The 26,340-nt window shown below is 70.5% G+C and carries 30 protein-coding genes; 16 read left to right on the top strand and 14 right to left on the bottom strand.

Annotated elements, in window-relative coordinates; genetic code table 11:
* Positions 1-74: 74 nt before the first annotated feature.
* From ispF to BLW32_RS04100, 3 genes are read right to left on the bottom strand one after another with little or no spacing between them, the layout of a single operon-like run.
* Complete coding sequence (ispF, locus tag BLW32_RS04110; protein ID WP_074850906.1) at positions 75-542, bottom strand: 2-C-methyl-D-erythritol 2,4-cyclodiphosphate synthase; 468 nt, start codon at positions 540-542, stop codon at positions 75-77.
* Positions 543-544: 2 nt separating this feature from the next.
* The gene (gene ispD, locus BLW32_RS04105) at positions 545-1,207 is read right to left on the bottom strand and encodes a 2-C-methyl-D-erythritol 4-phosphate cytidylyltransferase (protein ID WP_068740754.1); all 663 of its coding nucleotides are present in this window, start codon (positions 1,205-1,207) and stop codon (positions 545-547) included.
* Positions 1,204-1,692 (bottom strand): CarD family transcriptional regulator, encoded by a 489-nt coding sequence (locus tag BLW32_RS04100; protein WP_068523712.1) that lies wholly within the window; start codon positions 1,690-1,692, stop codon positions 1,204-1,206. Before BLW32_RS04100 ends, ispD begins: the two co-directional genes overlap by 4 nt.
* 282 nt (positions 1,693-1,974) lie before the next feature.
* Between BLW32_RS04100 and BLW32_RS04095 the strand changes: the two genes are divergently transcribed.
* From BLW32_RS04095 to disA, 3 genes are read left to right on the top strand one after another with little or no spacing between them, the layout of a single operon-like run.
* The gene (locus BLW32_RS04095; RefSeq protein ID WP_068740753.1) at positions 1,975-2,565 is read left to right on the top strand and encodes a copper chaperone PCu(A)C domain-containing protein; all 591 of its coding nucleotides are present in this window, start codon (positions 1,975-1,977) and stop codon (positions 2,563-2,565) included.
* Positions 2,566-2,586: 21 nt separating this feature from the next.
* Positions 2,587-3,990 (top strand): DNA repair protein RadA, encoded by a 1,404-nt coding sequence (gene radA / locus BLW32_RS04090; RefSeq protein WP_068740752.1) that lies wholly within the window; start codon positions 2,587-2,589, stop codon positions 3,988-3,990.
* Between the two features lie 9 nt (positions 3,991-3,999).
* Positions 4,000-5,073 carry a DNA integrity scanning diadenylate cyclase DisA gene (disA, locus tag BLW32_RS04085; RefSeq protein ID WP_068523707.1) on the top strand — a complete coding sequence of 358 codons (1,074 nt, stop codon included), beginning with the start codon at positions 4,000-4,002 and terminating at the stop codon, positions 5,071-5,073.
* 21 nt (positions 5,074-5,094) lie between these two features.
* Here disA and BLW32_RS04080 read toward each other — a convergent pair whose 3' ends face one another.
* Together BLW32_RS04080 and BLW32_RS04075 are read right to left on the bottom strand one after the other, a co-directional pair.
* A complete protein-coding gene (locus tag BLW32_RS04080) occupies positions 5,095-5,904 on the bottom strand; it encodes a BsuPI-related putative proteinase inhibitor (RefSeq protein WP_068523705.1) in 810 nt (269 codons plus the stop codon).
* A gap of 69 nt (positions 5,905-5,973) precedes the next feature.
* Complete coding sequence (locus BLW32_RS04075; RefSeq protein WP_068523704.1) at positions 5,974-6,627, bottom strand: carbonic anhydrase; 654 nt, start codon at positions 6,625-6,627, stop codon at positions 5,974-5,976.
* 18 nt (positions 6,628-6,645) lie between these two features.
* On the opposite strand from BLW32_RS04075, the gene BLW32_RS04070 reads away from it, so the two are divergent.
* From BLW32_RS04070 to BLW32_RS04060, 3 genes are read left to right on the top strand one after another with little or no spacing between them, the layout of a single operon-like run.
* Complete coding sequence (locus tag BLW32_RS04070; RefSeq protein WP_231857322.1) at positions 6,646-7,557, top strand: HhH-GPD family protein; 912 nt, start codon at positions 6,646-6,648, stop codon at positions 7,555-7,557.
* 45 nt (positions 7,558-7,602) lie between these two features.
* A complete protein-coding gene (locus tag BLW32_RS04065; protein ID WP_068740750.1) occupies positions 7,603-8,532 on the top strand; it encodes an oxygenase MpaB family protein in 930 nt (309 codons plus the stop codon).
* Between the two features lie 10 nt (positions 8,533-8,542).
* Positions 8,543-9,385 (top strand): SDR family NAD(P)-dependent oxidoreductase, encoded by an 843-nt coding sequence (locus tag BLW32_RS04060; protein WP_068740749.1) that lies wholly within the window; start codon positions 8,543-8,545, stop codon positions 9,383-9,385.
* Here BLW32_RS04060 and BLW32_RS04055 read toward each other — a convergent pair.
* Positions 9,369-10,376: an NAD-dependent epimerase/dehydratase family protein gene (locus tag BLW32_RS04055; RefSeq protein WP_068740748.1), complete on the bottom strand. Its 1,008-nt coding sequence runs from the start codon at positions 10,374-10,376 to the stop codon at positions 9,369-9,371. The two genes, BLW32_RS04060 and BLW32_RS04055, sit on opposite strands and share 17 nt — an antisense overlap.
* A 51-nt stretch (positions 10,377-10,427) precedes the next feature.
* Here BLW32_RS04055 and BLW32_RS04050 point away from each other — a divergent pair, with 51 nt between their 5' ends.
* The 6 genes from BLW32_RS04050 to BLW32_RS04025 all read left to right on the top strand — a co-directional run bounded on the left by BLW32_RS04050 (position 10,428) and on the right by BLW32_RS04025 (position 14,976).
* Positions 10,428-10,982, top strand: coding sequence for a TetR/AcrR family transcriptional regulator (locus BLW32_RS04050; RefSeq protein WP_068740747.1), 555 nt, complete (start codon positions 10,428-10,430; stop codon positions 10,980-10,982).
* A gap of 107 nt (positions 10,983-11,089) precedes the next feature.
* Positions 11,090-11,455: a hypothetical protein gene (locus BLW32_RS04045; protein ID WP_074850352.1), complete on the top strand. Its 366-nt coding sequence runs from the start codon at positions 11,090-11,092 to the stop codon at positions 11,453-11,455.
* A gap of 33 nt (positions 11,456-11,488) precedes the next feature.
* The gene (locus tag BLW32_RS04040; RefSeq protein ID WP_068740746.1) at positions 11,489-12,130 is read left to right on the top strand and encodes a vWA domain-containing protein; all 642 of its coding nucleotides are present in this window, start codon (positions 11,489-11,491) and stop codon (positions 12,128-12,130) included.
* Complete coding sequence (locus BLW32_RS04035; protein ID WP_068740745.1) at positions 12,127-13,695, top strand: GIY-YIG nuclease family protein; 1,569 nt, start codon at positions 12,127-12,129, stop codon at positions 13,693-13,695. Before BLW32_RS04040 ends, BLW32_RS04035 begins: the two co-directional genes overlap by 4 nt.
* A 114-nt stretch (positions 13,696-13,809) precedes the next feature.
* On the top strand, positions 13,810-14,214 hold the full coding sequence (locus BLW32_RS04030) for a hypothetical protein (protein WP_139286059.1): 405 nt from the start codon (positions 13,810-13,812) through the stop codon (positions 14,212-14,214).
* A gap of 54 nt (positions 14,215-14,268) precedes the next feature.
* Positions 14,269-14,976 carry a DsbA family oxidoreductase gene (locus BLW32_RS04025; RefSeq protein WP_068740743.1) on the top strand — a complete coding sequence of 236 codons (708 nt, stop codon included), beginning with the start codon at positions 14,269-14,271 and terminating at the stop codon, positions 14,974-14,976.
* Positions 14,977-14,993: 17 nt separating this feature from the next.
* Here the strand turns inward: BLW32_RS04025 and BLW32_RS04020 are convergent, their stop codons facing one another.
* The 4 genes from BLW32_RS04020 to BLW32_RS04005 all read right to left on the bottom strand — a co-directional run bounded on the left by BLW32_RS04020 (position 14,994) and on the right by BLW32_RS04005 (position 18,135).
* Positions 14,994-15,587: a TetR/AcrR family transcriptional regulator gene (locus BLW32_RS04020; protein ID WP_068740742.1), complete on the bottom strand. Its 594-nt coding sequence runs from the start codon at positions 15,585-15,587 to the stop codon at positions 14,994-14,996.
* Entirely contained in the window at positions 15,571-16,506 is a 936-nt protein-coding gene (locus tag BLW32_RS04015; RefSeq protein ID WP_068740741.1) for an SDR family oxidoreductase, read from the bottom strand. The genes BLW32_RS04020 and BLW32_RS04015 overlap by 17 nt, the downstream gene beginning before the upstream one ends.
* A gap of 75 nt (positions 16,507-16,581) precedes the next feature.
* Positions 16,582-17,373: a DNA-formamidopyrimidine glycosylase family protein gene (locus tag BLW32_RS04010; RefSeq protein ID WP_068740740.1), complete on the bottom strand. Its 792-nt coding sequence runs from the start codon at positions 17,371-17,373 to the stop codon at positions 16,582-16,584.
* A 3-nt stretch (positions 17,374-17,376) separates the two neighbouring features.
* Complete coding sequence (locus tag BLW32_RS04005) at positions 17,377-18,135, bottom strand: alpha/beta fold hydrolase (RefSeq protein WP_231857321.1); 759 nt, start codon at positions 18,133-18,135, stop codon at positions 17,377-17,379.
* 349 nt (positions 18,136-18,484) lie between these two features.
* Between BLW32_RS04005 and BLW32_RS04000 the strand changes: the two genes are divergently transcribed.
* From BLW32_RS04000 to BLW32_RS03990, 3 genes are all read left to right on the top strand, one after another.
* Complete coding sequence (locus BLW32_RS04000; protein WP_068740738.1) at positions 18,485-19,507, top strand: CPBP family intramembrane glutamic endopeptidase; 1,023 nt, start codon at positions 18,485-18,487, stop codon at positions 19,505-19,507.
* Between the two features lie 274 nt (positions 19,508-19,781).
* Complete coding sequence (locus BLW32_RS03995; RefSeq protein WP_068523688.1) at positions 19,782-20,117, top strand: antibiotic biosynthesis monooxygenase family protein; 336 nt, start codon at positions 19,782-19,784, stop codon at positions 20,115-20,117.
* A gap of 56 nt (positions 20,118-20,173) precedes the next feature.
* Positions 20,174-20,479, top strand: coding sequence for a hypothetical protein (locus BLW32_RS03990; RefSeq protein ID WP_231857320.1), 306 nt, complete (start codon positions 20,174-20,176; stop codon positions 20,477-20,479).
* A 54-nt stretch (positions 20,480-20,533) separates the two neighbouring features.
* On the opposite strand, the gene hsaB is transcribed toward BLW32_RS03990, so the two are convergent.
* The 3 genes from hsaB to BLW32_RS03975 form a co-directional block, all read right to left on the bottom strand.
* Complete coding sequence (gene hsaB / locus BLW32_RS03985; protein ID WP_068523685.1) at positions 20,534-21,085, bottom strand: 3-hydroxy-9,10-secoandrosta-1,3,5(10)-triene-9,17-dione monooxygenase reductase subunit; 552 nt, start codon at positions 21,083-21,085, stop codon at positions 20,534-20,536.
* A 127-nt stretch (positions 21,086-21,212) separates the two neighbouring features.
* Positions 21,213-22,001, bottom strand: coding sequence for a phytanoyl-CoA dioxygenase family protein (locus BLW32_RS03980; protein WP_068740737.1), 789 nt, complete (start codon positions 21,999-22,001; stop codon positions 21,213-21,215).
* 67 nt (positions 22,002-22,068) lie between these two features.
* Positions 22,069-22,614, bottom strand: coding sequence for a hypothetical protein (locus tag BLW32_RS03975; RefSeq protein ID WP_068740736.1), 546 nt, complete (start codon positions 22,612-22,614; stop codon positions 22,069-22,071).
* Between the two features lie 135 nt (positions 22,615-22,749).
* Between BLW32_RS03975 and BLW32_RS03970 the strand changes: the two genes are divergently transcribed.
* The gene (locus tag BLW32_RS03970; protein WP_068740735.1) at positions 22,750-23,514 is read left to right on the top strand and encodes a potassium channel family protein; all 765 of its coding nucleotides are present in this window, start codon (positions 22,750-22,752) and stop codon (positions 23,512-23,514) included.
* A 29-nt stretch (positions 23,515-23,543) separates the two neighbouring features.
* Here BLW32_RS03970 and BLW32_RS03965 read toward each other — a convergent pair whose 3' ends face one another.
* On the bottom strand, positions 23,544-26,126 hold the full coding sequence (locus tag BLW32_RS03965) for an ATP-dependent Clp protease ATP-binding subunit (RefSeq protein ID WP_068523677.1): 2,583 nt from the start codon (positions 26,124-26,126) through the stop codon (positions 23,544-23,546).
* Between the last annotated feature and the right edge of the window lie 214 nt (positions 26,127-26,340).

Here is a 26,340-nt window from a genome sequence, read left to right as displayed (position 1 = left end):
GACGGGAGGGTATGCGTGCAGCGCATGGCTACCGGGAACGACACTTGCGCCTCGCGTCGGCGCCGGACCGGAGTTCAGCCGGCGGCGTAGACCAGGGCCGTCGCCACGGCGGCGACGCCCTCGCCGCGGCCGGTGAGACCCAGGCCGTCGGTGGTGGTGGCGGAGACGGAGACCGGGGCGCCGAGCAGACCGCTCAGCACCTGCTGCGCCTCGTCCCGCCGCGGCCCGACCTTGGGCCGATTCCCGATCAGCTGCACCGCGGCGTTCCCCACCGTGAAGCCGGCGGACTCGAGCAGCGACCGCACGTGCGTGAGCATCTCCGCGCCCGTGATCCCGACGTTGTCGGAGCGCCCAACACCGAAGACGGTGCCCAGGTCGCCGAGGCCGCCGGCGGAGAGCAGCGCATCGCACAGCGCGTGCACGGCGACGTCGCCGTCGGAATGGCCGGAGCAGCCGTCACTGTCGAAGAGGAGCCCGAGCATCCAGCACTCGCGACCGGGCTCGAACGGGTGGACATCGGTGCCGATGCCGACGCGGGGAATGATCATCTCTGCTCCTGCGCAAGGACTTCCGCGACCCGCAGGTCGAAGGCGGTGGTGATCTTGAGGGCGAGCGGGTCGCCGGGAACGGTGACGACGGTGCCGCCCGCCCGCTCGACGAGGCCGGCGTCGTCGGTGGCGAGCGCGCCGGGCGCGGCGTCGTACGCCGCGCGCAGTGCGGCGGCCGTGAAACCCTGGGGCGTCTGCACGGCCCGCAGGTCGGAGCGGTCGACGGTGGCCTCGACGGCACCGTCGGCGCCCACGCGCTTGATGGTGTCCGCGACCGGGAGGACGGGGATGACGGCGGAGGCGCCGGCGCGCAGCGCGGAGACGACCCGCTCGATCATCGAGCCGGGGGTCAGCGGGCGGGCCGCGTCGTGCACCAGGACGAAGTCGGCCGACCCGGCGGCGGCGAGGCCGGCCCGCACCGAATCGGTGCGCTCCGCCCCGCCCACGACGACGCGCGCCCGCGGCACCAGCTCCCGGGCCCGGTCGATCATGTCCGGCGGGACCATCACGACCACCTCATCCACGACCCCGGACGCCAGAAGACCGTCCACTGCCCTTTCGAGCAGTGAACGGTCTTCCAGAGTCACGAAGGCCTTGGGGATGTTCAGCCCCAGGCGCGTCCCCTGCCCAGCGGCGGGGACCAGCGCAACGACGGTCAGGAGGCCGCCGCCAGCGCCTCGTCCAGGCGGGACTCGGCGTTGCCGTCGTCCGTCGCCTCGGCGAGCGCGAGCTCACCCACGAGGATCTGGCGAGCCTTCGTCAGCATGCGCTTCTCGCCGGCCGACAGACCGCGATCCTGCTCACGACGCCACAGGTCGCGAACGACCTCGGCCACCTTGTTCACATCGCCCGACGCGAGCTTCTCGAGGTTCGCCTTGTACCGGCGCGACCAGTTCGTGGGCTCCTCGGTGTGCGGCGCGCGCAGTACCTGGAAGACCTTGTCCAGGCCCTCCTGGCCGACCACGTCACGAACGCCGACGACCTCGGCGTTCTCAGCGGGAACCTTGACCGTCAGATCACCCTGTGCGACCTTGAGCACGAGGTACTCGCGCTCACGTCCACCGATGGTCTTGATCTCGATAGCTTCGATCAGTGCGGCACCGTGATGGGGGTAGACAACGGTGTCTCCGACCTTGAAAATCATCTGATCCTTGCCCCTTTCGATATGACCAGGATAACACGGGGCGAATTCGGGCTGCGAGGCAACGTCGCAGGTCAGGACTCCTCCCGGGCTTGACAAACGAAGCCGCGGATGTTCTCCGCAGGTTCCGGCAACCGGCGGCGCACACGACGATGCGTAGTACTTGCGCCGTAGATGCCGCCCGGCGGCACGGGCCGACCCGCCTTCTACTACGCTGCGTGGTGACATACTCAGCACCGTCCGCACGCGGGTGTCGCCGCGCACGGGGAGGAAACTGGAGGAACCGTGTCCGCACGCACCGTCTCGACCCGCCGCACCGCCACCACCGTCGCGGGCGCCCTGCTCGCCGCCGGCGCCCTGCTCTCGGTGTCCGCCTGCGGCGCGGGCCAGATCTCGCAGACCGCGAACCAGGTGGCCGCGATCAACGGCGCCAACCAGACCTTCGTGGACCAGAAGATCGCGCTCAGCGACGTGCACGTCCTGTTCCCGGTGTCGGGCAGCCAGGGCAAGCTCGCCTTCGTGCTCACCAACCTGAACCCGCACCAGGCCGACAAGCTCAAGGGCATCTCGGACGAGAAGGGCCGCTTCGCCACCATCAGCGGTGACACCACCCTCGCCGCCAGCGGCTCGCTGTACGGCACCGCCCCCGCGGGCAGCGACACCAAGGCGGCCGGCATCACCCGCCTCACCGTCTCCGTCCCCGTCGACGCGAACTGGCGCCCCGGCCTGACCAACAAGCTCTGGTTCCACCTGGAGAAGGCGGGCTCGCTGCCGATCGACGTCCCGATCGACGCGGGCGCCGCTCCGGCCTCCGTCGCCGGGATCACCCCCACCGCCGGCGAGCACGGTGCCGGCGAGGGCACCGGCGGCCACTAGGCCCTCACCGGTCGCGAGAACATGGCGAAAGCCAAGGTGCAGTACACCTGCACCGAATGCGGCCACACCGTGGCCAAGTGGGTCGGGCGCTGCCCGTCGTGCGGCGCCTGGTCCACGATGGAGGAGGGCGCTCCGCTCCGCGCCGCGGGCTCCGGCTCGGCCGCCAACGTCGGCCTGACGCTGCCGAAGACCCGCGCCGTCCCGATCACGAAGATCGACCCGAACTCGACGCGCGCGCTGCCCGTCGGCATCGGCGAGCTGGACCGCGTGCTCGGCGGCGGCATCGTCCCCGGTTCGGTGATCCTGCTGGCCGGTGAGCCCGGCGTCGGCAAGTCGACGCTGCTCCTCGAGGTCGTGCACCGCTGGGCCACGACGGGCCGCGGGAAGTCCCTGTACGTCACGGGCGAGGAGTCCGCGGGCCAGGTGCGGCTGCGCGCCGAGCGCACCGGCGCCCTGTCCGACCAGCTCTACCTGGCCGCCGAGTCGGACCTCGGGACGGTGCTCGGGCACGTCGAGCAGATCTCCCCCACCCTCATGGTGGTCGACTCGGTGCAGACCCTGTCCGCCTCGGGCGTCGACGGGGTGCACGGCGGCGTCACGCAGGTCCGCGCGATCACGGCGACCCTGACGTCGCTGGCGAAGGCGTCCGGCATCGCGGTGATCCTGGTCGGCCACGTCACGAAGGACGGCGCCGTCGCCGGCCCCCGGTCGCTCGAGCACCTCGTGGACGTGGTGCTCAGCTTCGAGGGCGACAAGCACTCCACGCTGCGCATGGTGCGCGGCATCAAGAACCGCTTCGGCGCGTCCGACGAGGTGGGCTGCTTCGAGCAGCGCGAGTCCGGCATCGTCGAGGTCACGGACCCGTCGGGCCTGTTCCTGCACCACCGCGACCAGGCGGCGGCCGGGACCGCGGTCACCGTCGGCCTGGACGGCAAGCGGCCCATGCTGGGCGAGCTCCAGGCCCTCGTGACGCCCACGCCCCTCCCCTCCCCCCGGCGCGCGGTCTCGGGCCTCGACTCGGCCCGCGTGGCGATGGTCCTGGCCGTGTTGAGCAAGCACGGCGGCATCGAGAACCTGCCGCAGAAGGACGTCTACGCGGCGACCGTCGGCGGCATGAAGATCACCGAGCCGGCCGCCGACCTGGCGTTGGCCCTGGCCGTGGCGTCCGGCGCGGTGGAGAAGGCGCTGCGCCCGAACACCGTCGTGCTGGGCGAGGTGGGCCTGGCCGGCGAGGTGCGGCGCGTGACCGGCCTGGAGCGGCGACTCGCGGAGGCCGCGCGGCTCGGCTTCACCCACGCCATCGTGCCGCCCTCCCCCGACGGCCAGAAGCTGAAGGTCGACGGGATCCACATCGGCGAGGCGGCGACCCTGGCCGACGCCCTGCGTCTGGGCTCCCTTGCTCCCACGGGCGCGAAGGAGCGCTAACCTACCGCTATGAATCTCGAAGCCGCGTTCGTCGGGAACGCGCCGCTGCGCGACACCGTGATCCGGGTGGCCCCGGGCACGCCCCTGCGCGACGGGATCGAGCGGATCCTCCGCGGCCGCACCGGCGCTCTCATCGTGCTGGGCTACGACGACGCGGTCGAGGGCATCTGCGACGGCGGCTTCCACCTGGACGTCGAGTTCGCGCCGACCCGCCTGCGGGAGCTCGCCAAGATGGACGGCGCGGTGGTCCTCTCCACCGACGGCAGCCGGATCGTGCGGGCGAACGTCCAGCTCGTGCCCGATCCGGCGATCCCCACGCAGGAGTCGGGCACGCGGCACCGGTCGGCGGAGCGCGCCGCCATCCAGACCGGCTACCCGGTGATCTCGGTGAGCGCGTCGATGTCGATCGTGCACGCCTACGTCGGCGGGGTGCGGCACCTCGTCGACGACGCCGCGCCGATCCTCTCCCGCGCCAACCTCGCCATCGCGACGCTGGAGCGCTACGCCCACCGCCTCGACGAGGTGCTCGCCCAGCTCTCCCGCGCCGAGATCGAGGACGTCGTGACGGTCCGCGAGGTCGCGCACGTGGTGCAGCGGCTGGAACTGGTGCGGCGCTTGGCCGTCGAGATCGAGCAGCACGTCCTGGAGCTCGGAACGTCGGGCCGGCAGATCGCCCTGCAGCTGGAAGACCTTCTGGGCGAGTCGATCTCGCTGCGCGAGCCGGTGCTGCGCGACTACCTCGGCGACGACGACACCGTGGACGCCGCCGTCGTGCGCATCGACGCGCTCACCGACGCCGACCTGCTCGCCGCCACCACCATCGCTGCGGCGCTGGGCTTCTCGGGGACGGTCGAGGCGCAGGACGAGCCCGTCTCCCCGCGCGGCCACCGCCTCCTCGGTTCGATCCCGCGGCTGCGCGCCACGCAGGTGGAGGCGCTGGTCGGCACGTTCGGCTCGCTGCAGACGCTGCTCGCCGCCTCCGCCGCGGACCTGCAGGCCGTCCCCGGTATCGGGTCCGACGGTGCGCGGCAGGCCCGCGAGGGCCTCTCCCGCCTCGCCGAGGCCTCGGTCGAGCGCTTCTGAGCCGCTGCGGATTCCGAGCGACTAGTTCCCGGTGCCGGTCCCCGCGTCCGCGCCGGCCTCCGGCGTGGGCGCGGCCCGGACGATGTTGAAGGTCACCGGCGCGCTGCGCTTGGCGCCGAGCTGCGCGACCACCTGGTAGGCGCCGGGCGCGACGGCGACGCGCTGGGTCTGGCAGCCGGGGGCGGAGGTGGTGCCGGCCCACTGCAGCTTGTAGCGCAGCTGCTGACCGGGCTGGAGAACCTCGTTCTTGATGCCGGGCTGGAAGGTGCAGTCGAAGTTCGTCCACAGCTGCTTGCTGCCGTCGAGGGTGAGCACGATCAGCTGCTGCTGCCCGGTGCCGATGTCGCGCGAGCAGGGCACGGGTCCGGCGTTGGTGATGGTCGCCTCGAACGTCGGCTGCTCGCCGAGCGCGTACGTCGCCTTGTCGGCGCCGACCACGACGGAGATGTTCGCATCGGGGCACGGCCCGCCGGCGACGACCGCGCCGGGCGTCGGGACGCCGCCGCCCGAGGAGCTCGCGGACGCCGAGGCCGCACCCGAACCGGCCGCGCCGGACTGGGGCGCACCGGAGCCACCGGCACCGCCCGTGCCGCCGTTGTTGTTCGCGGCCGAGGGGTCGGCACCGTCGGGCGCCTGCGACGGGGGCAGGCCGCTCGTGGTGACCGGCGTGGTCGACGAGGCGGTCGCGGCGTTCTGCGACGAGTCCTTGCCGCCGCCGACGAAGACGATCAGGAGAACCACCACGAGCACGGCGAACAGCGCCAAGACGGCGGCCAGCACGCGGCGGCGCCAGTAGATCTCGGGCGGCAGGGGTCCGTGGGGTTCAAGCACGCCTCAACGGTAGCGTTCCCCGGGCCTCACGCCGCTGACCTGCGGCGGCGTGTCACGGATCGGTACGGATCACTCCGGCCGGACGGCCTGGAACGGCGAGGTGGCGGCCTCGCCGATGTCGCCGACCGAGCCGCGCAGGTGCACCTTGCCCTCGGCGAGCTCGTAGGTGAGGCCGACGATCGCGACCCGGCCCTCCTCGACGCCCTTGGCGATGATCCGCGAGCGCTCCATGAGCAGCCAGCCGGTCTCCATGACGTGCTGCGCGGTGATGTCGTTGACGTCCGACAGGCCCTCGCGGCGGCCGGCGAGCACCGACGGGGTGAGCCGCTCGACGATGTCGCGGATGTAGCCGGGGGGCATGGTGCCGGTGTCGATCGAGTTCACGGTGGCCGCGACGGCGCCGCAGCTGTCGTGTCCGAGGATCGCGATGAGCGGCACCTTGAGCACCTCGATGGCGTACTCGATGGAGCCGAGGACGGCCGCGTCGATGATGTGCCCGGCGGTGCGGACGACGAACATGTCGCCGAGGCCCTGGTCGAAGATCACCTCGGCCGCTACGCGGGAGTCGCCGCAGCCGAACAGCACGGCGGTGGGCTGCTGCCCGCTCGCCAGCTCGGCGACGCGGCTCGCACCCTGATTCGGGTGCGCCGGAGTGCCTTCGACGAAGCGCCGGTTGCCGTCACGGAGGGCGCGCCAGGCGCCGGGAGGAGTCGAAGTGGGCATGGGTCCATAATGCACGTCGTGACGTCGACGCGAGACACCAGAGCGGATTCTGTCCCGGATTTCACACCCGTGCTCGCGTGGTTCGACGCCGCGGAGCGCGCCCTGCCGTGGCGCGCGCCGGACGCCGGGGCGTGGGCGATCCTGGTCAGCGAGGTGATGCTGCAGCAGACGCCGGTGGTGCGGGTCGAGCCCGTCTGGCGCGCGTGGATGGAGCGCTGGCCCACCCCGGCCGATCTCGCCGCCGCCACCGGTGCCGATGCCGTGCGCGCCTGGGGCAAGCTCGGCTACCCGCGCCGGGCGATGCGGCTGCACGCGTGCGCGCAGGCCCTCGTCGAGCGGTTCGACGGTGCCGTCCCCGCCGACGTCGACGAGCTGCTGTCGCTGCCCGGCGTGGGCGACTACACCGCGCGGGCGGTGGCCTGCTTCGCCTTCGGCCAGGACGTCCCCGTCGTCGACATCAACGTGCGGCGGGTCCTCGCCCGCGCCGCGGACGGCGACTCGGACGCCGCGGCACCGTCGGCGAAGCGCGACCTGGCGGCCGCGACGGCGGCGCTCGGCACCGTCCCCGCGGACCGGCGGACGCGGCTGTCGGCCGGCCTGATGGAGCTGGGCGCGCTGGTCTGCACGGCGCGGTCGCCGCGCTGCGGGGAGTGCCCGATCCACGCGGACTGCGCCTGGCTCGCGGCCGGGGCACCGTCGGGCACGGTGGCGCCGCGGAAGGTCCAGAAGTACGAGGGCACCGACCGGCAGGCGCGCGGGCGGCTGCTCGACGTGCTCCGCGGATCGAGGAGCGCCGTCCCCCGCGCGGCGCTCGACCTGGCGTGGGAGCGCGATCCGGCACAGCGCGACCGCGCGCTGGACTCGCTGCTGGTCGACGGGCTGATCGAGCAGACGGACGACGGCCGGTTCGCGCTCGCGGGCGAGGCGTGACGCCTGTTTATTCACAGATGTAGGAAATGGTGATAGATTCGGGCCATGATGCTCTCAGACGGCCCGCTGCGCGTCACCGACCAGGGATTCTTCGGTTCGGACTCGCCCACGTGGAAGGTGTGGGCCTCGCCCACCGCGCTCATCGGATTCCAGCGCTCGGTGGTGTTGGAACACTTCGACCCGAACCTCACCGCCGCGGTCGCGGACTCGGCGGGGATCTACACCGACCCGTTCGGCCGGCTCGACCGGACGCTCGCCTACTTCCTGCTCGTCGCGACCGCGGACTCGAAGACCGCGATCGAGGCGTCCGAGCACCTCATGGACGTGCACCGCAAGGCCACGGGGATCGAGCCGATCACGGGTAAGCGGTACAGCGCCAACAACCCCGCCTCGCAGCTGTGGATCCACGTGACCGGCTGGCACTCGGTGCTCAAGTGCTACGAGATGTTCGGGCCCGGCCCGCTCTCCCCCGACGAGGAGGCGCGGTACTGGCGCGACTGCGTCGTCGCCGCCGAGCTGCAGACCTGCGACCCCGCGGACGTGCCCGCCTCGCGCGACGAGGTGCGGGAGTACTTCGCGGGCGTCCGGCCGACGCTCGCGCTCACCGAGCGCGCCCGCACCGGCATGCACTACCTGCTGCGCACCCGCGACCGCGGGCTGAAGCTGCGCGTCGGCAGCTCGCTCATCGCGCCCGCGACCGTCGCGACCCTGCCGGCGTGGATGCGGGAGATGGGCGGCTTCGACCAGCCCGGGATCGTCGACGGGGCGTACCCGCTCGCCGTCCGCCTCGCGGTCCACGCCGCGTCGGCCCAGCACGCCGCGGGCACCGTCCGCCTCGGCGCGCTCGTCGCGCCCATGACGGGCGGGATCCTGCGCCGTCACTTCGACCAGGCCGACGAGCCGTCGGGCACCGTCACGCCCGCGGAGGCGCGGGAGCGCTACGGCCGCGCGGCGCGTCCCGCGAGCGCCTCGTAGGCTGGCCGCCATGACCACCACCTATGTAGTGACCGGCGCGAACGGGGGCCTCGGCGAGGTCGTGACGCGCCACCTCGCCGCCACCGGCGGCCGCGTCGTGATGGCGTGCCGCGACGTCGCGGGCGCCCAGCGCATCGCCGACGGGATCGACGGCGACGTGACCGTCGAGGCCCTGGACCTGGCCGACCTGGATTCGGTGCGCGCCTTCGCGGATCGCACCGGCGAGGTCGACGTGCTCGTCAACAACGCCGGCCTGATGAACATCCCGCTGCGCCGCACCAAGCAGGGCTTCGAGATGCAGTTCGGCGTCAACCATCTCGGGCACTTCGCGCTGACCGGCCTGCTGCTGGACCGGCTGACGGACCGCGTCGTCGCGGTCTCGTCGGTCGCGCACCGGCAGAACTACCGCTGGCGCATGGACGACCCGAACTACGAGAACCGCAAGTACCTGCGCACCGAGGCGTACGGGCAGAGCAAGCTCGCGAACATGATGTTCGCACGCGAGCTGCAGCGCCGGTTCGAGGCCGCCGGTTCGGAGAAGCGGGCGTACTACGTGCACCCCGGCGTTTCGGCCACCGGCCTGTTCGCCCGTACGGACACCCCGCTGGATCTCGTGATGAAGCCGGCCGTGGCGCTGCTCAACAACCCGCCGGAGAAGGCCGCACAGTCGCTGATCCTGGCCGCGACCGACGCCGACCTCGACCCGCACCCCTGGTGGGGCCCGACCCAGCTCTTCCAGTCCCGCGGCCCGGTGGGCAAGTGCTCCACCACCGCGGTGTCCAAGGACAAGGCCAAGTGGGCCGAGCTGTGGGCCGTCTCGGAGAAGCTCACGGGCGTCACGTACGCGGTCTGAGCTCCAGCAGGCTCTCGGCGGAGGCGGTCACCGCGTCCTGCCAGGCGCGGGGCCGCCAGCCGAGCTCGTCGCGGGCCCGCGCGCTCGACGCGGAGCGGGTCTGTCCGAGGAGCGGCACGAGATCGCCCACCTCGGGGTCGAACCGGCCGACGACGCGCAGTACCACGTCGGGGATCGCGCGGGTAGGCACCCGCTTCGCGCGATCGCCGAGGCGGACGCGCAGCTCGCGGGCGATGTCGAGCATGGAGATCACGCCGTCCGTCGCGGCGATGTAGCGACGGTCCGCGGCCAGGTCGGCGTCGGCGGCCCGCAGGTGCAGGTCGACGACGTCACGCACGTCCACGACGTTCAGATGAACGTTCGAGACGGCCGGCGGGCGACCGGACAGCAGGCCGTCGATCAGCCGCAGCGACGAGGTCGCGTCGGCGGAGCGGGCCGGTCCGAAGATGCCGGTCGGACAGACCGTCGTGAGTGCGAGGTCGCCGCCCTCGCGGTCCATGAAGTCCCAGGCGGCGCGCTCGGCGAGCGCCTTGGACTTCACGTACGCGCTCATCGGCCCGCCGTCGACGTCGGTCCAGTCCGTTTCGTCGAACGGCTCCGCCTGCGGCGGGTGGCCGTAGTACACGGCGCCGCACGACGAGGTCGCCACCACGCGCGGCACGCCGGAATCCCGTGCGGCCCGGAGCACCCGGAGCACCCCGTCGACCGCGGGGCGGATCACCTGCTCCTCGTCTCGCGTGGCGGTGAGCGGCGAGGCGACGTGGTGCACGACGTCGCACCCGGCGGTCGCCTCGGCCCAGCCGTCGTCGCCGAGCAGGTCCGCCCGGACGACCGTGAGCCGCCCGTCGGCATTCGGGAACGGCGCGAGAACGGCGTCCGCCTTCGCCGCGTCGCGCACCGTCGTGCGCACGGTGTCGCCGCGGTCGAGCAGCGCCGCGATCGTCCATCCAGCGACGAAGCCGGTGCCACCGGTGACGAGTGCTGTGGCCATGGTCTTCCCTCTTTTGTTAGCCGATCGGCTAACCAAAGGTAACATGGGAGCGTGAGCAGGCGAGCGGAGCAGGCGGAGCGGACCCGGGCGGCGATCCTGGCGGCCGCCGAGGCGCTGATCGCGGAGCAGGGCTTCGACCGCACCTCCCTGCAGCAGGTCGCGGACCGCGCCGGCGTGACGAAGGCGAACGTCTACTACTACTTCCGCACGAAGGAGTCCATACTCGGCGGCGTCGTCGCGCCGCACGCGCAGGCGCTGCGCGCACTCGTGGACGACGCCGCGGCACTCCCCGACCCCGCCGCGCGCCGCAGCGCGCTCATTGCGGGCTACGTCGACCAATCGGTCCGCACCTTCCGGCGCATCGGCGCCGTCGGCATCGGTGGCGACCCCGCGCTCCGGCGCGCGGTGGCGGGAACCGCGGACCTCGACGCCATCGCGGCCGAAGCCCTTCCGCTCCTCCTCGGCCCCGAGCCTTCGCCGCGACAACTCGCGGGCTGGCTGCAACTGAGCGACCTGGGCCCCGCGCTGCGCGGCCTGGGCCATCTGCCCGACCCCGAGCTGCGGGACGCGCTCGCCGACCTCTGTGAGCGCGCAATCGCCAAGTGAACGCTTGCAGCGGCCCGAACGTATCGATTCCCTCGCGAGTCCGCCGCCACCAGTATCGCATGTCCCGCAGTTATTGCGGATGCGCAGTTACTGAGATACGGTGAGTCATGCCACCTGAACCCGACGCCTTGCAGCGAATCATCGCGTTACTCTCTGCTGCCGCCGGCAAGTCCGACACTGACGCGCTGATCCCTCTTCGAGAGGGAATCAACGAGCTCACCGCACTCATCGACGAAACCATGGCTCGCGCAGTCGTCGACGAGGGCACGTCGATCCGCGCCGCCGGGGCGGGCGCAGGACTCACCGAGAATGCCGTTGGTCCCCGCCTCGCGAAGACTCGCACGCTCGGCGGCTATGCGAATAGCGCCGGTCGCGTGACCGCCGCGGGCGTCGAACGCGCGCGGTACGACAAAGAACGCGACGAAGATATCCCAACTCCCGCTTTACAGTTCACGCCCCGCCGCCGAAAATAGAACAATCAACTACCTCAAGAAGTGGGGAACACAATGACTGATGCCCGCAAGACTCACATCTATTTCCTTCTTGATCGCTCCGGTTCGATGGCATCGATCAAGAGTGCCACCGAGGAGGGTTTCGACGCCTTCATCGAAGAACAGCGCGCCGGCGACGGGACTTGTTTCGTCTCGCTAGCCCAGTTCGACGAAGCGTACGAGATCGTCTATACCTCAACCTCTATCTGCGATGTCCCGCATTTGGATCTTCATCCCCGCGGCCGCACCGCTTTGCTCGACTCCATGGGAAGACTGATCCACGATGCTGGCATCGAACTCGCAGCGTTGAACGAGAGTGAGCGGCCAGGAACCGTCATCGTCGCAATCATGACCGATGGTCACGAGAACGCCAGTACCGAGTACTCACACGCCGCGATAAAGGCGATGGTCGAGCACCAGACCGAGAAATACGACTGGCAGTTCCTGTACATGGGTGCGGACCAGGACGCGATCGAGGTTGGCCGCAGTATCGGCGTACATGGTGACTACGCGGTCACCTACGCGCGCGACAAGGCGAAGTACACGCAGGAGATGGTAGGCCGCAAGGTTCGGGACTACCGATCTGCGAAGCTCGACGATATCGGAGCCTCCATGCCAGCCTTCGCCCCGTCCGAGCGCCGCGAGGCCGCAGAATGAGTATCCGAGCAGCCGTCGACCAGTGGGCCGACGCCGAGGGCTTCCGCCCGGCGGTCCAATTCGAGGGATCCAAGTCAGAGATCGGAGGGAAGCCGGGCGCCCGATACTCGGGCTTCTACCTCCTCATTTTCACCAACGATACCTACTACCTCGGAGAATCCGTCGATCTCCGATCTCGGATGGGCGGCCACATGCGCCACTGGGGCGACGAAGTCGCCGAAGTTCGATTCCTCCGCAAAACGCTCTCCAAGCCGCAGCTGCGTGCTGCCGAACGGGGACTGATTTATCGGCTCAACCGGGTCGTACCGAAGCAGTGCCGCAACACCACCCACGCGAGCTATACCTCGCACAAGAACGAGCTCATCGACCTCCTCGACGACGAGGAGCAGGCCGCCTGGGTCTCAGATGCTGCGTCGTTCAATGAGAACGACCCGTCGCCCTTGAAGCCGATCGCGGTTCAGCAGTCAATGAAATACCACACCGCGGCGAAACGCTTCCGATCCCGGCCGGACCACACACGTATCGTCTCGACGTTGCGAACCTATTTGGAGACCTGCATCCCGGCACCGCGTAGGACCGAATTCCACGGGTGGAATGTGAGCACTGGCGCATCGGGGGGCGATCGACTCCTGTGCGTCTCCGTGGGGCGTATGGAGACCTTCGTCGTCTTCAAAGACAACCACGGCTTCATCAACGTTCCAGCGGAGTCCGCTGGCATCACGGAGCGGCGGCGGCTAACCCAGCTGCACCCAGACGTCCTGCGCGTGGACATCCGCGGGTACGACGACTTCGGGGACGTCGCGATCATTCGCGCCACATCCCTGGCGGCAGTCGACGCTCTCCTCGCCGACGATGCCGTACGACGCGGTGCACAGACACTGGCGTACAGCGTGATGCGCAAGCACCCGAGCGTGTACACGCGCTACCACTGCCCACAGGTGGTCGAAGACGTCTACCAGGCTCGCGGTTTCACTAGACCCGCAGCAGCGGAAGACGATTCGCCGATCGGGCCCGATGAGAGTGTGGCCGAAGAGAACGCGACGGCGCAGCCACTACCGTCCGAGCCGGCACCCGAACTCGTCGAGTCCGTTCCTGATGACATCGAGATCGATTGGTTTGTCAACGCAGGTCCAGTCTCATCTCGTCGGAACATGCCCGAAGAATTCCGAGCCAACGGGGAATGGCGAATGGACCCAGACCCGAAGTACGAGCACAAGGTTCAAGAGATGCTCGCCGGCGAGCGCATTGCGGTTCGGCGACGACGCAATGTCAGCGAGGGCGTTCCCTTCGATGCACGCGGCAACCTGGTTTCCGCGATGGACATCTTGATGACGGGGACTGTCGTGAGCAACCCCGGCGACGGTGTCTCGGTACGCGTGAGATGGGATTCTCCCATGCCGCCTCGACGCTGGTACCTGTACACCAGCCAGGACACCGTTTGGTCCGTCCCTCGAGGTGTGGGCCGTCACCTCGACAGCCTCAGCGCGTTCACATTCGACGGGGCCGCCCAAGATGTCGACTACTGGCGCAACCTGCCCTTCTGGACGGCGCGGTTCGGCGACTGAGGGTCGAACCGCTCCGCAGTTCGGAACGCTTCCTATCAGTTTAGGGTCTGGAGCCACATGTTCGTTCAGTACGTGGAACCGCGCAGTGAGCGGTGGTCTCGCTTGCAGGAGACCATGTCCTTCCCCACTGACACGTGCACCGCGCTCTTCGTCGAGGCCACACCATCGGAGGCCGCAGCAATTGTCGAGAGGTTCGACCTACACGCCGAATCGGATAGGTTCGAACCGCGGCGCTTGCTGCACCGCAGCGATGGCATCGAACGCCTCACCTTCCTCGTCTCGAGCGATCTGACGCACGCGGCGCAGGAGGTAGGGCACCACCCCTATCACCAGCTCTACAACGGCCACTCTCCGTGGTGGAAGTTGGCGGACCCGCTCGCGTTCGCCGACCTCGACGACCTCGCGGGATTCGTGCTCCCACCCGCCGAGCAGATGATCCCGGTCGGATTCGTGTCCAAGTACCGCTGGCCCAACGATCGTCCGGATGAGGAGCAACTGCGCCGCGATTGGGTCTTCTGACAGCAGTCGCCCAGCCGACGGAATCTCCACGCACCTCCGTACGTTGCACCCTCCATGCGCGTGGACGTCTGGACCGATATCAACTGCCCCTTCTGCTACATCGGGAAGGCCCGCTTCGAGGAGGCGCTGGCCGCGTTCCCGCAGCGTGATCAGGTCGAGGTGATCCACCGCTCGTACGAACTCGACCCCACCGCCGGCGATTCGGAGCCCGTCATCCCGCGGATCGCGGCCAAGTACGGCATCAGCGAGGCGCAGGCCGCCGCCAACGAGCGAGGCCTCGGCGCGCAGGCGCAGCAGCTCGGCCTGAGCTACCAGGTCGACGGCCGCGACAGCGGCAACAGCTTCGACATGCACCGCCTCCTCCACTGGGCGCTGGAGCTCGGCCGCCAGGAGGCGCTGCTGGACGCGCTCTACGCGGCGAACTTCGCCGAGCCCGAGCCCGCCTTCGGCAGCCGCGACCGCCTCGTCGCCATCGCCGAGTCCGCGGGGTTCGACGCTGCCGCCGCCCGTGCGGTGCTCGACGATCCGACGGCCTACGCGGACGCCGTCCGCGCCGACGAGGAGACCGCGAAGCGCATCGGCATCGGCGGCGTCCCGTTCTTCGTCTTCGACGGCAAGTACGCCGTCTCGGGCGCGCAGCCGCCCGAGGTCTTCGCCGAGGCGCTGGCGAAGGCCCGCGGCGAGGAACCGCTCACCGTCATCGGCGGCGACGACGCCGAGGCCTGCGGCCCCGACGGCTGCGAGCTGCCCCCGCGCCCCTGAGCCGCTGCGCCTGAGCGCTACGGCGCGGCGAGCCGCCGCACGGCGGCGGCGAGGGCGTCGTCGTCCAGCGCCACCTCGGCGGCCTCGCTACCGCCGGACAGGATGTCGCCGTGGATCAGCGCGATCACCTCAAGGAGCAGCGCCGGCGCGGACGTCCCCGCGGTGATCGCTCCCGCATCCTGTGCCGCCCGGATCGCGGCGATCTTCTTCGCGTTCGAGTCCGATGTGAACTCGAGCGCCAACAGCTCCCCCGGGCACTCCAAGGTGTGCCACAGCACCAGCCGCATCAATTCGGGGTGGGCGCGGTTGAAGGCGCGCAGCCGCACGGCGTATCCGGGCAGGTCCTCGGCCGTGAAGGGCACCGTCTCCAACAGTTCCGCGACGCGGCCCTCGATGACGGCGTCGAAGAGCTGCCGCTTGTTGCCGAAGTAGGCGTAGATCAACTGCTTGTTGGCCTCGGCGGCAGCGGCTATCCGGTCGACGCGCGCGCCCGCGAGCCCGTGCTCGGCGAACTCGACGGTCGCGGCGTCGAGCAGCCGGGCACGGGTCGCGGCAGCGTCGCGCTGCCCTTTGACGGAGGGCGGCCGCTGTTGCTTAGGCGCGGGCGGCATCGCGCGGCAGGTCGGTTCCGGTCACCTCGGCAGCGTACTTCCACAGCTCGGCGGCGACGTCGGCGTCCCGCATCCGCGCGTTCTTCTTGGTCACCCCCGGCGCCCCGACGAGCCCGAATCGTCCCTGCGGGCCGTAGTACTCACCGTTGCGGGCCTCCGGATCGCTCGCGGCGAAGAGAAGCGGCTCCGCGCCCTGCTCGGGCTGCTGGGAGGGCAGGAAGCGGCCGGCGAAACGGGTGACCACGGATTCGCGCTCACTGCCCGCGCCGAGGCTCGCGCCCGCGGTCTGGAGGTTGGTCTGGGTGTAGCCGGGGTGCGCCGCGTCGCTGAGCAGGCGCCAGCCGCGGCGCTCGCTCTCGGCGGCGAGGTGGTTCGCCATGAGCAGGTCGGCGAGCTTCGACTGGCCGTAGGCGCGGGTCGGAGAGTACTTCCGCTGGGACTGCGGATCGTCGAAGTCGATGCGGCCGAAATTCGCCACGCCGGAGCTCATCGTCGTGACGCGCGGCGACGCCGACTGCAGCAGCACCGGGAGCAGCAGATTCGTCAGGGCGAACGGCCCGAGGAAGTTCGAGCCGAACTGCAGCTCGAAGCCGTCGGCGGTCTCGAACCGCTCGGGCGGCGTCATCACGCCCGCGTTGTTGACGAGCGCGTCGACCGCCACCTCGTCGGCGACGATGCCGTCGGCGAAGGCCCGCACGGACGCCAGGTCCGCGAGGTCGAGACGCCGGACGGTGAGGTCCGCACCGGGTACCTGCGCGAGGATCTCCCGGCGCGCGGCCTCCCCCTTCTCCACCGTGCGGACCGCCATGACGACGGCGGCGCCCGCGGCGGCGAGCCGCTTGGCGGCCTCCTTGCCCGTTCCGCTGTTCGATCCGGTGACCACGAAGGTCCGTCCCGTCTGATCGCTGACCTGGTACATATCGATCTCCCTTGCATTCAACTAACTGGTTAGTTGAAAGAGTAGGGCGGACTTGCGCGACTGTCAACCAACTAGTTAGTTAGCGCTCTGCGGTTGGCATCGCGGGCACCACCAGATCGCCCGCTCGGCGTCCCCCGCGCCGCCGAGCGCGCCCGCGACGATGGCCGTCCCGCAGCGCAGGCAGGGCCGTCGCGCGCGGTCGTAGACGAAGGCCCGCATGCCGTTCCGGTCGACGCCGGTCGTCACCCTGCGCGTCCGCCCGAGGTTGGCCCGCAGGAGCCGCGCGGCACCGTCGGCCCAGGTGAGCGGGTCGCCGCACTCCCCGACCGGCGTCGCCGGGTGCGCGCCGCGCAGGAAACAGAGCTCGTTCCGGTAGACGTTGCCCACCCCGGCCAGGACGGTCTGGTCCAGGAGCGCCAGCCCGACGGGGCGGCCGGGTGCGGCCGCGAGGTTCGCCGCGGCGCGGTCGGCGTCCCAGTCGGGTCCGAGCGGGTCTGGCCCGAGGTGCGCGAGGGCACCGTCGGCCTCGGCGGGCGTGAGGATCTCGAGCGTCCCGAGGGAGAACCCGACCACCTGCGCCCCGTCGACGGCGAGCACGGCGCGGGCCGTGTGGGCGGGGCGGCGCCACCGCTCGCCGGGGCGGTACACGTGCCACTCGCCCTCCATCTTGAGATGGCTGTGGATCACCGCGTTCCCGGCGTTGATCAGCAGGTGTTTCCCGCGCGCGGTCACGGATCCGACCGTGCGACCCGTCAGGTCGACGGCGGCGTACCGCGGCACCCGGATGTCGCAGGCGGTGAGCACCTCCCCCTCGAGCACCGGCCGCAGTCGCGCGGCCAGGTTGTGGACGGTGTCCCCCTCCGGCACCGGTCAGTCCAGACCGGAGAGAAAGGCCTCGACGGCGCCGCGGAACACGCCGGGGGCGTCGTCGTGGACGAGGTGGCCGGCACCGTCGACCTTGAGATACCGCAGGTCGGAGCCGGAGTAGGAGCTGACCATGCGCTCCCCCACCCCGGGCGGCACGACGGTGAATTCGGCCTCGACGAGCAGGGTGGGCGCCTGCACGGCGCGCCACTGCGGCCAGTGATCGCGCGGGCCCCAGTGGTCGGCGATGGAGCGGAAGACGTCGAGCTCGCCGTGCAGCGCACCGTCGTCGAAGGCCTCGTAGAAGTAGCGCCCGGCGACCGGCCCGAACAGCGCCGCACACTCGGCCTGCGAGGCGAACCGCTCGGGCCAGCTCGCGAACCACGGCGCCCAGGCATCGGTGGACTGGCCGGTGAACTCGGGCGACATGTCCTCGACCACGAGGGCGCGCACCAGCTCGGGGTACTCGGCGGCGGTGCACCAGGCGTGGAGGCCGCCCATGGAGTGGCCGATCAGCGTCGCCGGGCCCTGGTCGAGGCAGGTGAGGATCTCGGCGACGTCGGCGACGAAGCGCTCGGTGCTGATGTCGTCCGGCGGCACGGGAAAGCCGGGGCCGCGGTGGAATTCGGCGTCGAACGTGAACACCCGGCCGTAGCGGCGCAGCCACGGGATCTGCCGGCGCCACGTGCGCCCTCGGCCCATGAGACCGTGCAGCAGCACGATCGGGCCCGCCCCCTCGCGGCCACCCCAATCTCTCAGGCCCACACACTCATCCACGCGGCCCAACCTACCGGTTCGGGCGGCGGTACCGTCGGGCGTATCGGCAGTCGATCGCGCCCCTGCCGACGAGCGCCGCGGCGGCGACCGCCACCTCGTCCCCGGATGGGGGTCTCCATGGGGGATTCACCTGATTCGGACTGGTCGTGGCTCCACTAGCGTGCGTCGGAGGAAGCCTCGGTCGCCGTTCCGGACGGTGCGAAAGCCCGGTCACCGAGTCACTGCCCATGGGGAGCGCGTGCGGTTGCTCCGATTGCTCCCACGATGAGGCCTCGCTGAGCGGCTCGCCCCGGTGACGCGGCGGTCCCGGAACCGAGACGATCATCGATGGGAGCAAATGGTGCCGCACGAAGACGACGTCACCGAGGTGACGACTGACGGGCCCAGCAACGCCGGCCGCTCGGTCACCACCGCCAGGGATTCGACGCGGCGCGCGCCGTCGCGCCGGCACGTCCGTCGGGTCGATGTCCCCGTTCCCTGCCGGGTACCGGTGCGGGAACTGGTCGTGTTCCTCGCCGTCACGTTCGCCGGAGTGTCTGCGGTGGGTGTCGCCTGGGGAATGCTCGGGGATATCCACGACGCCGGAGACCAGCTCCGGTTCGGTGGCGTCGCGATGTTCACACCAGCGGTGGGGATGCTCGCGGCTGCCGCGAGTTCGGGGCAATTACGCAGCCCGCGTGACTTCCTCGAGCTGACCGGACTCGTGCCGCATCGACCGCTACGCCGACTCGCCGGCCATCTGCTGCTCGGCATCGCGATCCCCCTGGGAATCGTGGCGACCGCGCTGGCCCTCGCGGTGGCCCTCGGCCGGTTTCAGCTGCACCAACCGTTCCCTGTCGCCGGCCTGATGAGCGCGATGGCGATAGGGCTGGTTTCCCTCGTACCAGCAACCGTTCTCGTCCTCGGGGAGGAACTGGGCTGGGGATATCTACTTCCTCGACTGCTCCCCCTCGGCTTGTGGCCGGGAATGCTCGCGGCCGGACTCCTGTGGGGGCTCTTCCACGCGCCATTGACCATGCAGGGCTACGGGTATCCGGGCCTCGACGGGCTGCGTGCGACGGTGATGTTCACCACCGCCCACGTTCTTCTCGGCATCGTCATGGCGTGGATCCGGCTGTCCTCGAACAGCATCTGGCCGGCCGTCGCGCTGCACGGCTCATCGAACATGATCGCCAACCAGATCCCGGCCGCGGTGGGCATCACCGACCCCACTCCCGGCTTCACCGTCCTCGTGCCGACATCGTGGCTCACCTGGTTGGCGATGCTCGCTCTCATCGCAGCCATCGCCGCTGTGGGCGGATTCCGCAGGCTGTCTCTCATCCCGTTCCACCCATGCTCCGACCCGCCACGCTCACTGTGAGACCGCATCGTCGGCATCGCGCGAAGGCGTGGCGTCCGCGATCCTTCCCGTGGCGGAGCGGGTCCCGACCGGCTCCCCACCGGCTCGGGGTCAGTGCCACGGATGCAGAGCGCAGCCGTCGAGGATCGCGCGGTCAGGACGCCGCAATCGAGGCTTCGCGTATTACTGTGACCAGCAGTGGGCGAGATCGCACAGCAGGGAATCTGGCGCACAGAGGGCACGCATCGCGCAGCCACCAAGAAGAACACCATCTGACCTGCAAGAATCGAGTGTCATGAGCGTAGTGAAGATCAATGCCATCCACGTCCCCGAGGGCGCGGGCCCCGAGCTCGAGAAGCGGTTCGCGCAGCGCGCGCACGCCGTGGAGAACTCGCCCGGCTTCCTCGGCTTCCAGCTGCTGCGCCCGGTCAAGGGCGACGACCGCTACTTCGTCGTCACGCAGTGGGAGTCGGAGGAGGACTTCGCCGCGTGGCGCGACGGGCCGGCCCGGCAGGCGCACGCCGGCGAGCGCAGCCCCGGCGGCGGCGAGGGCCGCAAGCCCGTCGCCTCGGGCGCCGACCTGTTGGAGTTCGAGGTCGTCCTCGACGTCGCCGGTCAGGCCGCGCAGTAGCCGGCTCGCACGAGATCGCCTCGCGGCGCCGGAATCTTCCGGCGCCGCCGCGTGTCGTGTGCGCGGACCTGGCCGCGCCCGCGCCGCGCACCGTCCGGCATTGGCTGCGACTGACGGACGACGAGGTCGCCCCCACGGTGCTCCAGGTGGAGGCGCCGTCGCGCGTGGAGTGGTCGTCGTTGTGGCCGGACCGACCGGACCTGCGCGTGGTCTTCTCGCTGGAGCCCGGCGACGGTGGCTCCGACGTGCACTGGGCGCTGTACGCCGACGCCCCCCTCCCCGGCCCCGAGCACACCCGCCACGTCGCGCGACGGGTGAGCACGCTGGTCTTCGCCGACCTGCGGTACACGTACGGGCAGTGAGCGCCACCCTTCTGACCGGGGCGGGGAGCTACCGGGCGGAGCCGCGGGAGCCGATCAGAGCCAGGCGCCCGAGTCCCAGGTGAGGAACGACTCGAGGCTGGACGCGGGGTGCTGCTGCGGGTGATTGGTGGAGAGGTACGCGCCGCGGTAGAACAGGAGCGGCTTCGCGTCGTCGACGTCACCGAGATGGTGCACCCGGCCGATGGCGATGTGGTGGTCGCCGCCGTCGAGGACGTTCTCCAGCGTGCAATCCATCCATGTGAGGGAGCCGTCGATGGTCGGATTGCCGAGCGGCGACGGCGTCCACCGCAGCCCGTCGAACTTGTCGTCGACCGACCGACCGAACGCGGCGCTCACCGACTCCTGCTCCTGCCCCAACACGGAGACGGCGAACTTCCCGGACGCCTCGATGTGCTTCCAGGTGCGCGAGGTCTTCATCGGGCAGAACAGCACGAGCGGCGGGTCCAGCGACAGCGCGGCGAACGACTGGCACGCGAAGCCGACCGGCTTCTCCGCGGCGTCGGACGTCGCGATGATCGTGACGCCGGTGCAGAACTGCCCCATCACATGTCGGAACGTGCGCTGGTCGAATCCGGCCTCGGTCATGCTGCCAACCTACTCCCGCCGATTCCGACGGTGCGCGCCCCACCACCGCCCGGCACGCCGCGCGGCCGGGTCCACCGAGCGTGCGCACGGCCGACGCGCGGCGCCACCGATCCGCTCTCTGTGATCGTTACCCGCGGCAACCCAGGACGATCGCCCGCGCCACCGGGGTGAGCTCCTCGTCGGGCCGGTCCAGGTCTGCTGGCGGCCCGAGCAGCGCGGGCTGCGCCAGGAACCGCGCGCCGCGCCCCGGACCGGGCAGCAGTGCCTGCGCGGCGTGCACGAGGAAGGGATGGCAGAGGTAGACGTCGCCGGCGGCGCCCGTCGCCCGCACCTCCGGCAGCCCCTCGGTCGCCGCGAACTCCGGGACGAGCGCGCCCATCTCCGCTCCCTCCTCCCCGTACGGCTGCAGCATCGCTGCCAACGCGCGGTGCGAGCCCACGCGCAGCCGCGTCGGGGCATCGTCGTCGCCGATGTCCGAGAACAGGTACAGCATGAGCAGCGCGCGGCCCTTGCTGCGCACGTTCACCCGCCAGTGCAGGAACGCCTCCGGCTGCTCGCCCGGGAAACTCGCGTCGACGTGCCAGCCGTCGTCGCCGGGGCCGTCCTCGCACGGGAAGCGGACGGGGAAGGTGCCGATCGAGACGCGCGGCACCCACTTCCCGGGCCCGGCCAGACGGTCCGCCGCCGCCGCGACGAGCGGCGAGGCCGCCGCCTCCCGGAACGGGGGCTCGTCGTGCTCGCCCAGGCGGATCACGGGCCGGTCCCAGGTCGACGGGTCGTCCCGGTCGATGCCCGACGACGCCATCTCCGCCCACAGCACGTCCCGGGCCGCGGCCGCCGTCGCGGCGCTGAACGCCCCGCGGAGCGCGACGTACCCGTCGCGGACGAAGTCCTCCACCTGCTCGTCGGTCAGCACGCCCCGAGCGTCGCACCCCGTCGGTTCGAGCACCAGCGGTTTTCCGACCCGGCCCGCACCGACCAGGTCACGGCGTTCCCGCCTCCACGGGCTCCGGGGTACTCCGCGGCTCCTCCGCCTCGGGAGAGACCTCGCACAGCACCACCGCCACGAGCGCCGCCACCATCGCGACCGCGACCGATCGATCGTGGATCACCGGGAGCGGGAGCAGGCTCGCCGTGACCCCCGCCAGCAGCGGGATCGCGGCCCAGCGGGCCGCCCGCGCGAACGAGTCCGTGCCGAGGCACCAGATCAACGTCGCGAGCGCCATCAACGCCGTCATCCCGATCGTCACCGCGGCGTCGCGCCACCCCCAGTGACCGCCCGCGCCCGCGCGGTGAGGGCCGATCGTGACCGCCACCAGGATCACGACCAGGATCAACGCGAAGCCCACCGCATAACAGATCGCGAGCGGGAACAAGCGGGACCGTCGCCGGCAGTGCACGACGGTCGCCGCGACGAACAGGAGCACGCCCACCAGGAACAGGGACCCGCCGAGCTCGTCCTCGTCGATCAGGATGCCCATGGTGGCGAGCGAGGTCAGCGACGCCAGCCCCAGCAGGACCCACGACATCCGCCTCCGCACCGCCCAGCGCATCCCTCACCCCCATCCTCAACACATGATTCCGATCCGATGCTATTGCATATAATCGAGGGGGCGCAGCCGGTTCCCCAGCGGAGACCGGCCCGCGCGGAGTACCTTTCGCCGGTGACCCGCAGGCAACTCTGGGAGCGTCGGACGAATCCCGTGATGATCGGCCTGGCCCTGGCCTTTCTCGCCGTCTACGCGGTGCAGGTCCTCGACGTCGCGCCGAGCCCGCTGGTGCGCCGCCTCGTCGACGCCGGCGACATCGCGATCTGGGCCGCCTTCGTCGCCGACTACGCGATCCGGGTGCGCCTGTCGACGGACCGCTGGCGGTTCGTGCGGACGCACCCGATCGACCTCATCGCGATCGCGCTGCCGCCCTTCCGCCCACTGCGGGCACTGCGCGCCGCCCCGCTCCTCATCGGCGGACTCCACCGGGCGCGGCTCAGCCGGGCCCGCCTCGCGGTCTTCGTGGGCACCACGTCGGTGCTCGTGGTCTTCCTGTGCAGCCTGGCCTTCCTCGACGCGGAGCGCGGCGCCCCGGATACGAAGGTCACCGGCTACGGCGACGCCCTGTGGTGGGCCGCCGTCACCGTCACCACCGTGGGCTACGGCGACATCTATCCGGTCACCGTCGAGGGCCGCATCGTCGCGCTGCTGCTCATGGTCGTCGGCATCGGCCTCATCAGCTTCGTGATCGGCACCGCGACCAGTTGGGTCGTCGACCAGCTCAAGTCCGTCGACGCCACCGCGCGCCGCACCGACCGGGAGGTCGACGAGCTCACCGCGGAGGTCGGCGCCCTGCGCGAGGAGATCGGCAGGCTCCGGACCTCCACTGCGCCGGCGGAGGCCACGGAGAACGCGAGGAGCCGCCACCCCGAAGGGTGACGGCTCCTCAACGGGCTCTGTCGGCCGCGTTACGCGGTCTCGCTCGGCGTCGTCCCGGACGAGGCGTCGGCCACCAGGGCCGGCACGCCGTCGTCGGACTTCTCCAGGTCGATCGCGGGCTTGGGCTTGCCGGCGAAGGTGAACTTCGCGTCCTCGCCCTTGCCCTCGCCGTCCCAGCCCTCGACGTCGACCTCGACGATCTGGCCCGCGGCGATCTCACCGAACAGGATCTTCTCGGACAGCGCGTCCTCGATCTCCCGCTGGATGGTGCGGCGCAGCGGCCGGGCACCGAGGACCGGGTCGAAGCCGCGCTTGGCCAGCAGCGACTTGGCCTGGTCGCTGACCTCGAGCCCCATGTCCTTGTTCTTCAGCGCGTTGCCCACCCGGTTCAGCATGAGGTCGACCATCTCGATGATCTGGTCCTGCGTGAGCTGGTGGAAGACGACGATGTCGTCGATGCGGTTGAGGAACTCGGGCCGGAAGTGCTTCTTGAGCTCGTCGTTGACCTTCTGCTTCATCCGGTCGTAGTTGGCACCGTCGGAGTCGCCCGACGTGAAGCCCAGGCCGACCGCCTTCGAGATGTCGCCCGTACCGAGGTTCGACGTGAAGATCAGCACGGTGTTCTTGAAGTCGACCGTGCGGCCCTGGCCGTCCGTCAGGCGGCCGTCCTCGAGCACCTGCAGCAGCGTGTTGTAGATCTCGCTGTGCGCCTTCTCGATCTCGTCGAAGAGCACCACGGAGAACGGCTTGCGGCGCACCTTCTCGGTGAGCTGGCCGCCCTCCTCGTAGCCCACGTACCCGGGAGGGGCACCGAACAGGCGCGAGGCGGTGAAGCGGTCGTGGAACTCACCCATGTCGATCTGGATGAGCGCGTCGTCCTCGCCGAACAGGAAGTTCGCGAGCGCCTTCGACAGCTCCGTCTTACCCACGCCGGACGGGCCGGCGAAGATGAACGAGCCCGACGGGCGCTTCGGGTCCTTCAGGCCCGCACGCGTACGACGGATCGCCTTCGAGACCGCCTTGACGGCGTCCTCCTGGCCGATGATCCGCTTGTGCAGCTCGTCCTCCATGCGGAGCAGACGGGTGGTCTCCTCCTCGGTGAGCTTGAACACGGGGATGCCGGTCCAGTTGCCCAGGACCTCCGCGATCTGCTCCTCGTCGACCTCGGCAACGACGTCGAGATCGCCCGCACGCCACTGCTTCTCGCGCTCGGCGCGCTCGCCGATGAGCTGCTTCTCCTTGTCGCGCAGCGACGCGGCCTTCTCGAAGTCCTGCTCGTCGATCGCCGATTCCTTCTCGCGACGCGCGTCGGCGATCTTGTCGTCGAAGGCGCGCAGGTCCGGCGGCGCGGTCATCCGGCGGATGCGCATGCGCGCGCCCGCCTCGTCGATGAGGTCGATCGCCTTGTCCGGCAGGAAGCGGTCGTTGATGTACCGGTCCGCCAGGGTGGCGGCGGCGACCAGCGCGCTGTCCGTGATGGAGATGCGGTGGTGCGCCTCGTACCGGTCGCGCAGACCCTTGAGGATCTCGATGGCGTGCTCGACGCTCGGCTCGCCCACCTGGACGGGCTGGAAGCGGCGCTCCAGCGCGGCGTCCTTCTCGATGTACTTGCGGTACTCGTCGAGGGTGGTCGCGCCGATGGTCTGCAGCTCGCCGCGGGCCAGCTTCGGCTTGAGGATCGACGCGGCGTCGATCGCGCCCTCGGCGGCACCCGCACCGACGAGCGTGTGCAGCTCGTCGATGAACAGGATGATGTCGCCGCGGGTGTCGATCTCCTTGAGGACCTTCCGCAGGCGCTCCTCGAAGTCACCGCGGTAGCGCGAGCCGGCCACCAGGGACCCGAGGTCCAGGGTGTAGAGCTGCTTGTCCTTGAGCGTCTCGGGCACGTTGCCGTTGACGATCGCCTGCGCGAGGCCCTCGACGACGGCCGTCTTGCCGACGCCGGGCTCGCCGATCAGCACCGGGTTGTTCTTCGTGCGCCGCGAGAGCACCTGCATGATGCGCTCGATCTCCTTGGAGCGGCCGATGACCGGGTCCAGCTTGCCCTGGGCCGCCGCGGCGGTCAGGTTCCTGCCGAACTGGTCCAGGACCAGGGAGGTCGACGGGGTGCCCGCCTCGCCACCGCCGCTCGTCCGGGCCCCGGCGCCGGCCGGCTCGCCGCCGCCCTCCTTGCCCTGGTAGCCGGAGAGCAGCTGGATGACCTGCTGGCGGACGCGGTTGAGATCGGCGCCCAGCTTCACGAGGACCTGGGCGGCGACGCCCTCGCCCTCGCGGATCAGGCCGAGCAGGATGTGCTCGGTGCCGATGTAGTTGTGGCCGAGCTGCAGCGCCTCGCGCAGCGAGAGCTCCAGGACCTTCTTGGCACGGGGCGTGAAGGGGATGTGGCCCGACGGGGCCTGCTGCCCCTGCCCGATGATCTCCTCGACCTGGCTGCGCACTCCCTCCAGGGAGATGCCCAGCGATTCGAGGGCCTTGGCCGCCACGCCTTCACCCTCATGGATCAGGCCCAGGAGGATGTGCTCGGTGCCGATGTAGTTGTGATTGAGCATCCTGGCTTCTTCTTGCGCCAGGACGACGACGCGGCGAGCGCGGTCGGTGAACCTCTCGAACATGGCCATTTTCCTCACATCCCGGTTACTTCGGGGAACGGCCGAGGCCGGACCCGCAGATAGCCGTCTGCAATCAACGTCTTCTCACTGTAGTTCGGACCGGTCAGCGGTGGTGTCGGCAGTGCCCCGCTGTCGGGGCCCACGGGCACCGTCGCCCACTGGTCCGTTCCTGATACACCAGGTCAAACGCGCCTCCGGCGGGTTTTGATCCCCGTTC

Source organism: Tsukamurella tyrosinosolvens (assembly GCF_900104775.1).
GTDB lineage: Bacteria > Actinomycetota > Actinomycetes > Mycobacteriales > Mycobacteriaceae > Tsukamurella > Tsukamurella tyrosinosolvens.
The sequence above is the reverse complement of the archived record's forward strand: the minus strand, read 5'-3'. Positions and strand labels throughout refer to the sequence as shown.

Excerpts from the sequence above, each read along its gene's own strand:
- BLW32_RS04100 (WP_068523712.1), bottom strand. The coding sequence starts at position 1,692 with ATGATTTTCAAGGTCGGAGACACCGTTGTCTACCCCCATCACGGTGCC.
- radA (WP_068740752.1), top strand. The coding sequence starts at position 2,587 with ATGGCGAAAGCCAAGGTGCAGTACACCTGCACCGAATGCGGCCACACC.
- disA (WP_068523707.1), top strand. The coding sequence starts at position 4,000 with ATGAATCTCGAAGCCGCGTTCGTCGGGAACGCGCCGCTGCGCGACACC.
- BLW32_RS04075 (WP_068523704.1), bottom strand. The coding sequence starts at position 6,627 with ATGCCCACTTCGACTCCTCCCGGCGCCTGGCGCGCCCTCCGTGACGGC.
- BLW32_RS04065 (WP_068740750.1), top strand. The coding sequence starts at position 7,603 with ATGATGCTCTCAGACGGCCCGCTGCGCGTCACCGACCAGGGATTCTTC.
- BLW32_RS04060 (WP_068740749.1), top strand. The coding sequence starts at position 8,543 with ATGACCACCACCTATGTAGTGACCGGCGCGAACGGGGGCCTCGGCGAG.
- BLW32_RS04055 (WP_068740748.1), bottom strand. The coding sequence starts at position 10,376 with ATGGCCACAGCACTCGTCACCGGTGGCACCGGCTTCGTCGCTGGATGG.
- BLW32_RS04045 (WP_074850352.1), top strand. The coding sequence starts at position 11,090 with ATGCCACCTGAACCCGACGCCTTGCAGCGAATCATCGCGTTACTCTCT.
- BLW32_RS04040 (WP_068740746.1), top strand. The coding sequence starts at position 11,489 with ATGACTGATGCCCGCAAGACTCACATCTATTTCCTTCTTGATCGCTCC.
- BLW32_RS04035 (WP_068740745.1), top strand. The coding sequence starts at position 12,127 with ATGAGTATCCGAGCAGCCGTCGACCAGTGGGCCGACGCCGAGGGCTTC.
- BLW32_RS04030 (WP_139286059.1), top strand. The coding sequence starts at position 13,810 with ATGTCCTTCCCCACTGACACGTGCACCGCGCTCTTCGTCGAGGCCACA.
- BLW32_RS04025 (WP_068740743.1), top strand. The coding sequence starts at position 14,269 with ATGCGCGTGGACGTCTGGACCGATATCAACTGCCCCTTCTGCTACATC.
- BLW32_RS04020 (WP_068740742.1), bottom strand. The coding sequence starts at position 15,587 with ATGCCGCCCGCGCCTAAGCAACAGCGGCCGCCCTCCGTCAAAGGGCAG.
- BLW32_RS04015 (WP_068740741.1), bottom strand. The coding sequence starts at position 16,506 with ATGTACCAGGTCAGCGATCAGACGGGACGGACCTTCGTGGTCACCGGA.
- BLW32_RS04000 (WP_068740738.1), top strand. The coding sequence starts at position 18,485 with ATGGTGCCGCACGAAGACGACGTCACCGAGGTGACGACTGACGGGCCC.
- BLW32_RS03995 (WP_068523688.1), top strand. The coding sequence starts at position 19,782 with ATGAGCGTAGTGAAGATCAATGCCATCCACGTCCCCGAGGGCGCGGGC.
- hsaB (WP_068523685.1), bottom strand. The coding sequence starts at position 21,085 with ATGACCGAGGCCGGATTCGACCAGCGCACGTTCCGACATGTGATGGGG.
- BLW32_RS03975 (WP_068740736.1), bottom strand. The coding sequence starts at position 22,614 with ATGTCGTGGGTCCTGCTGGGGCTGGCGTCGCTGACCTCGCTCGCCACC.
- BLW32_RS03965 (WP_068523677.1), bottom strand. The coding sequence starts at position 26,126 with ATGTTCGAGAGGTTCACCGACCGCGCTCGCCGCGTCGTCGTCCTGGCG.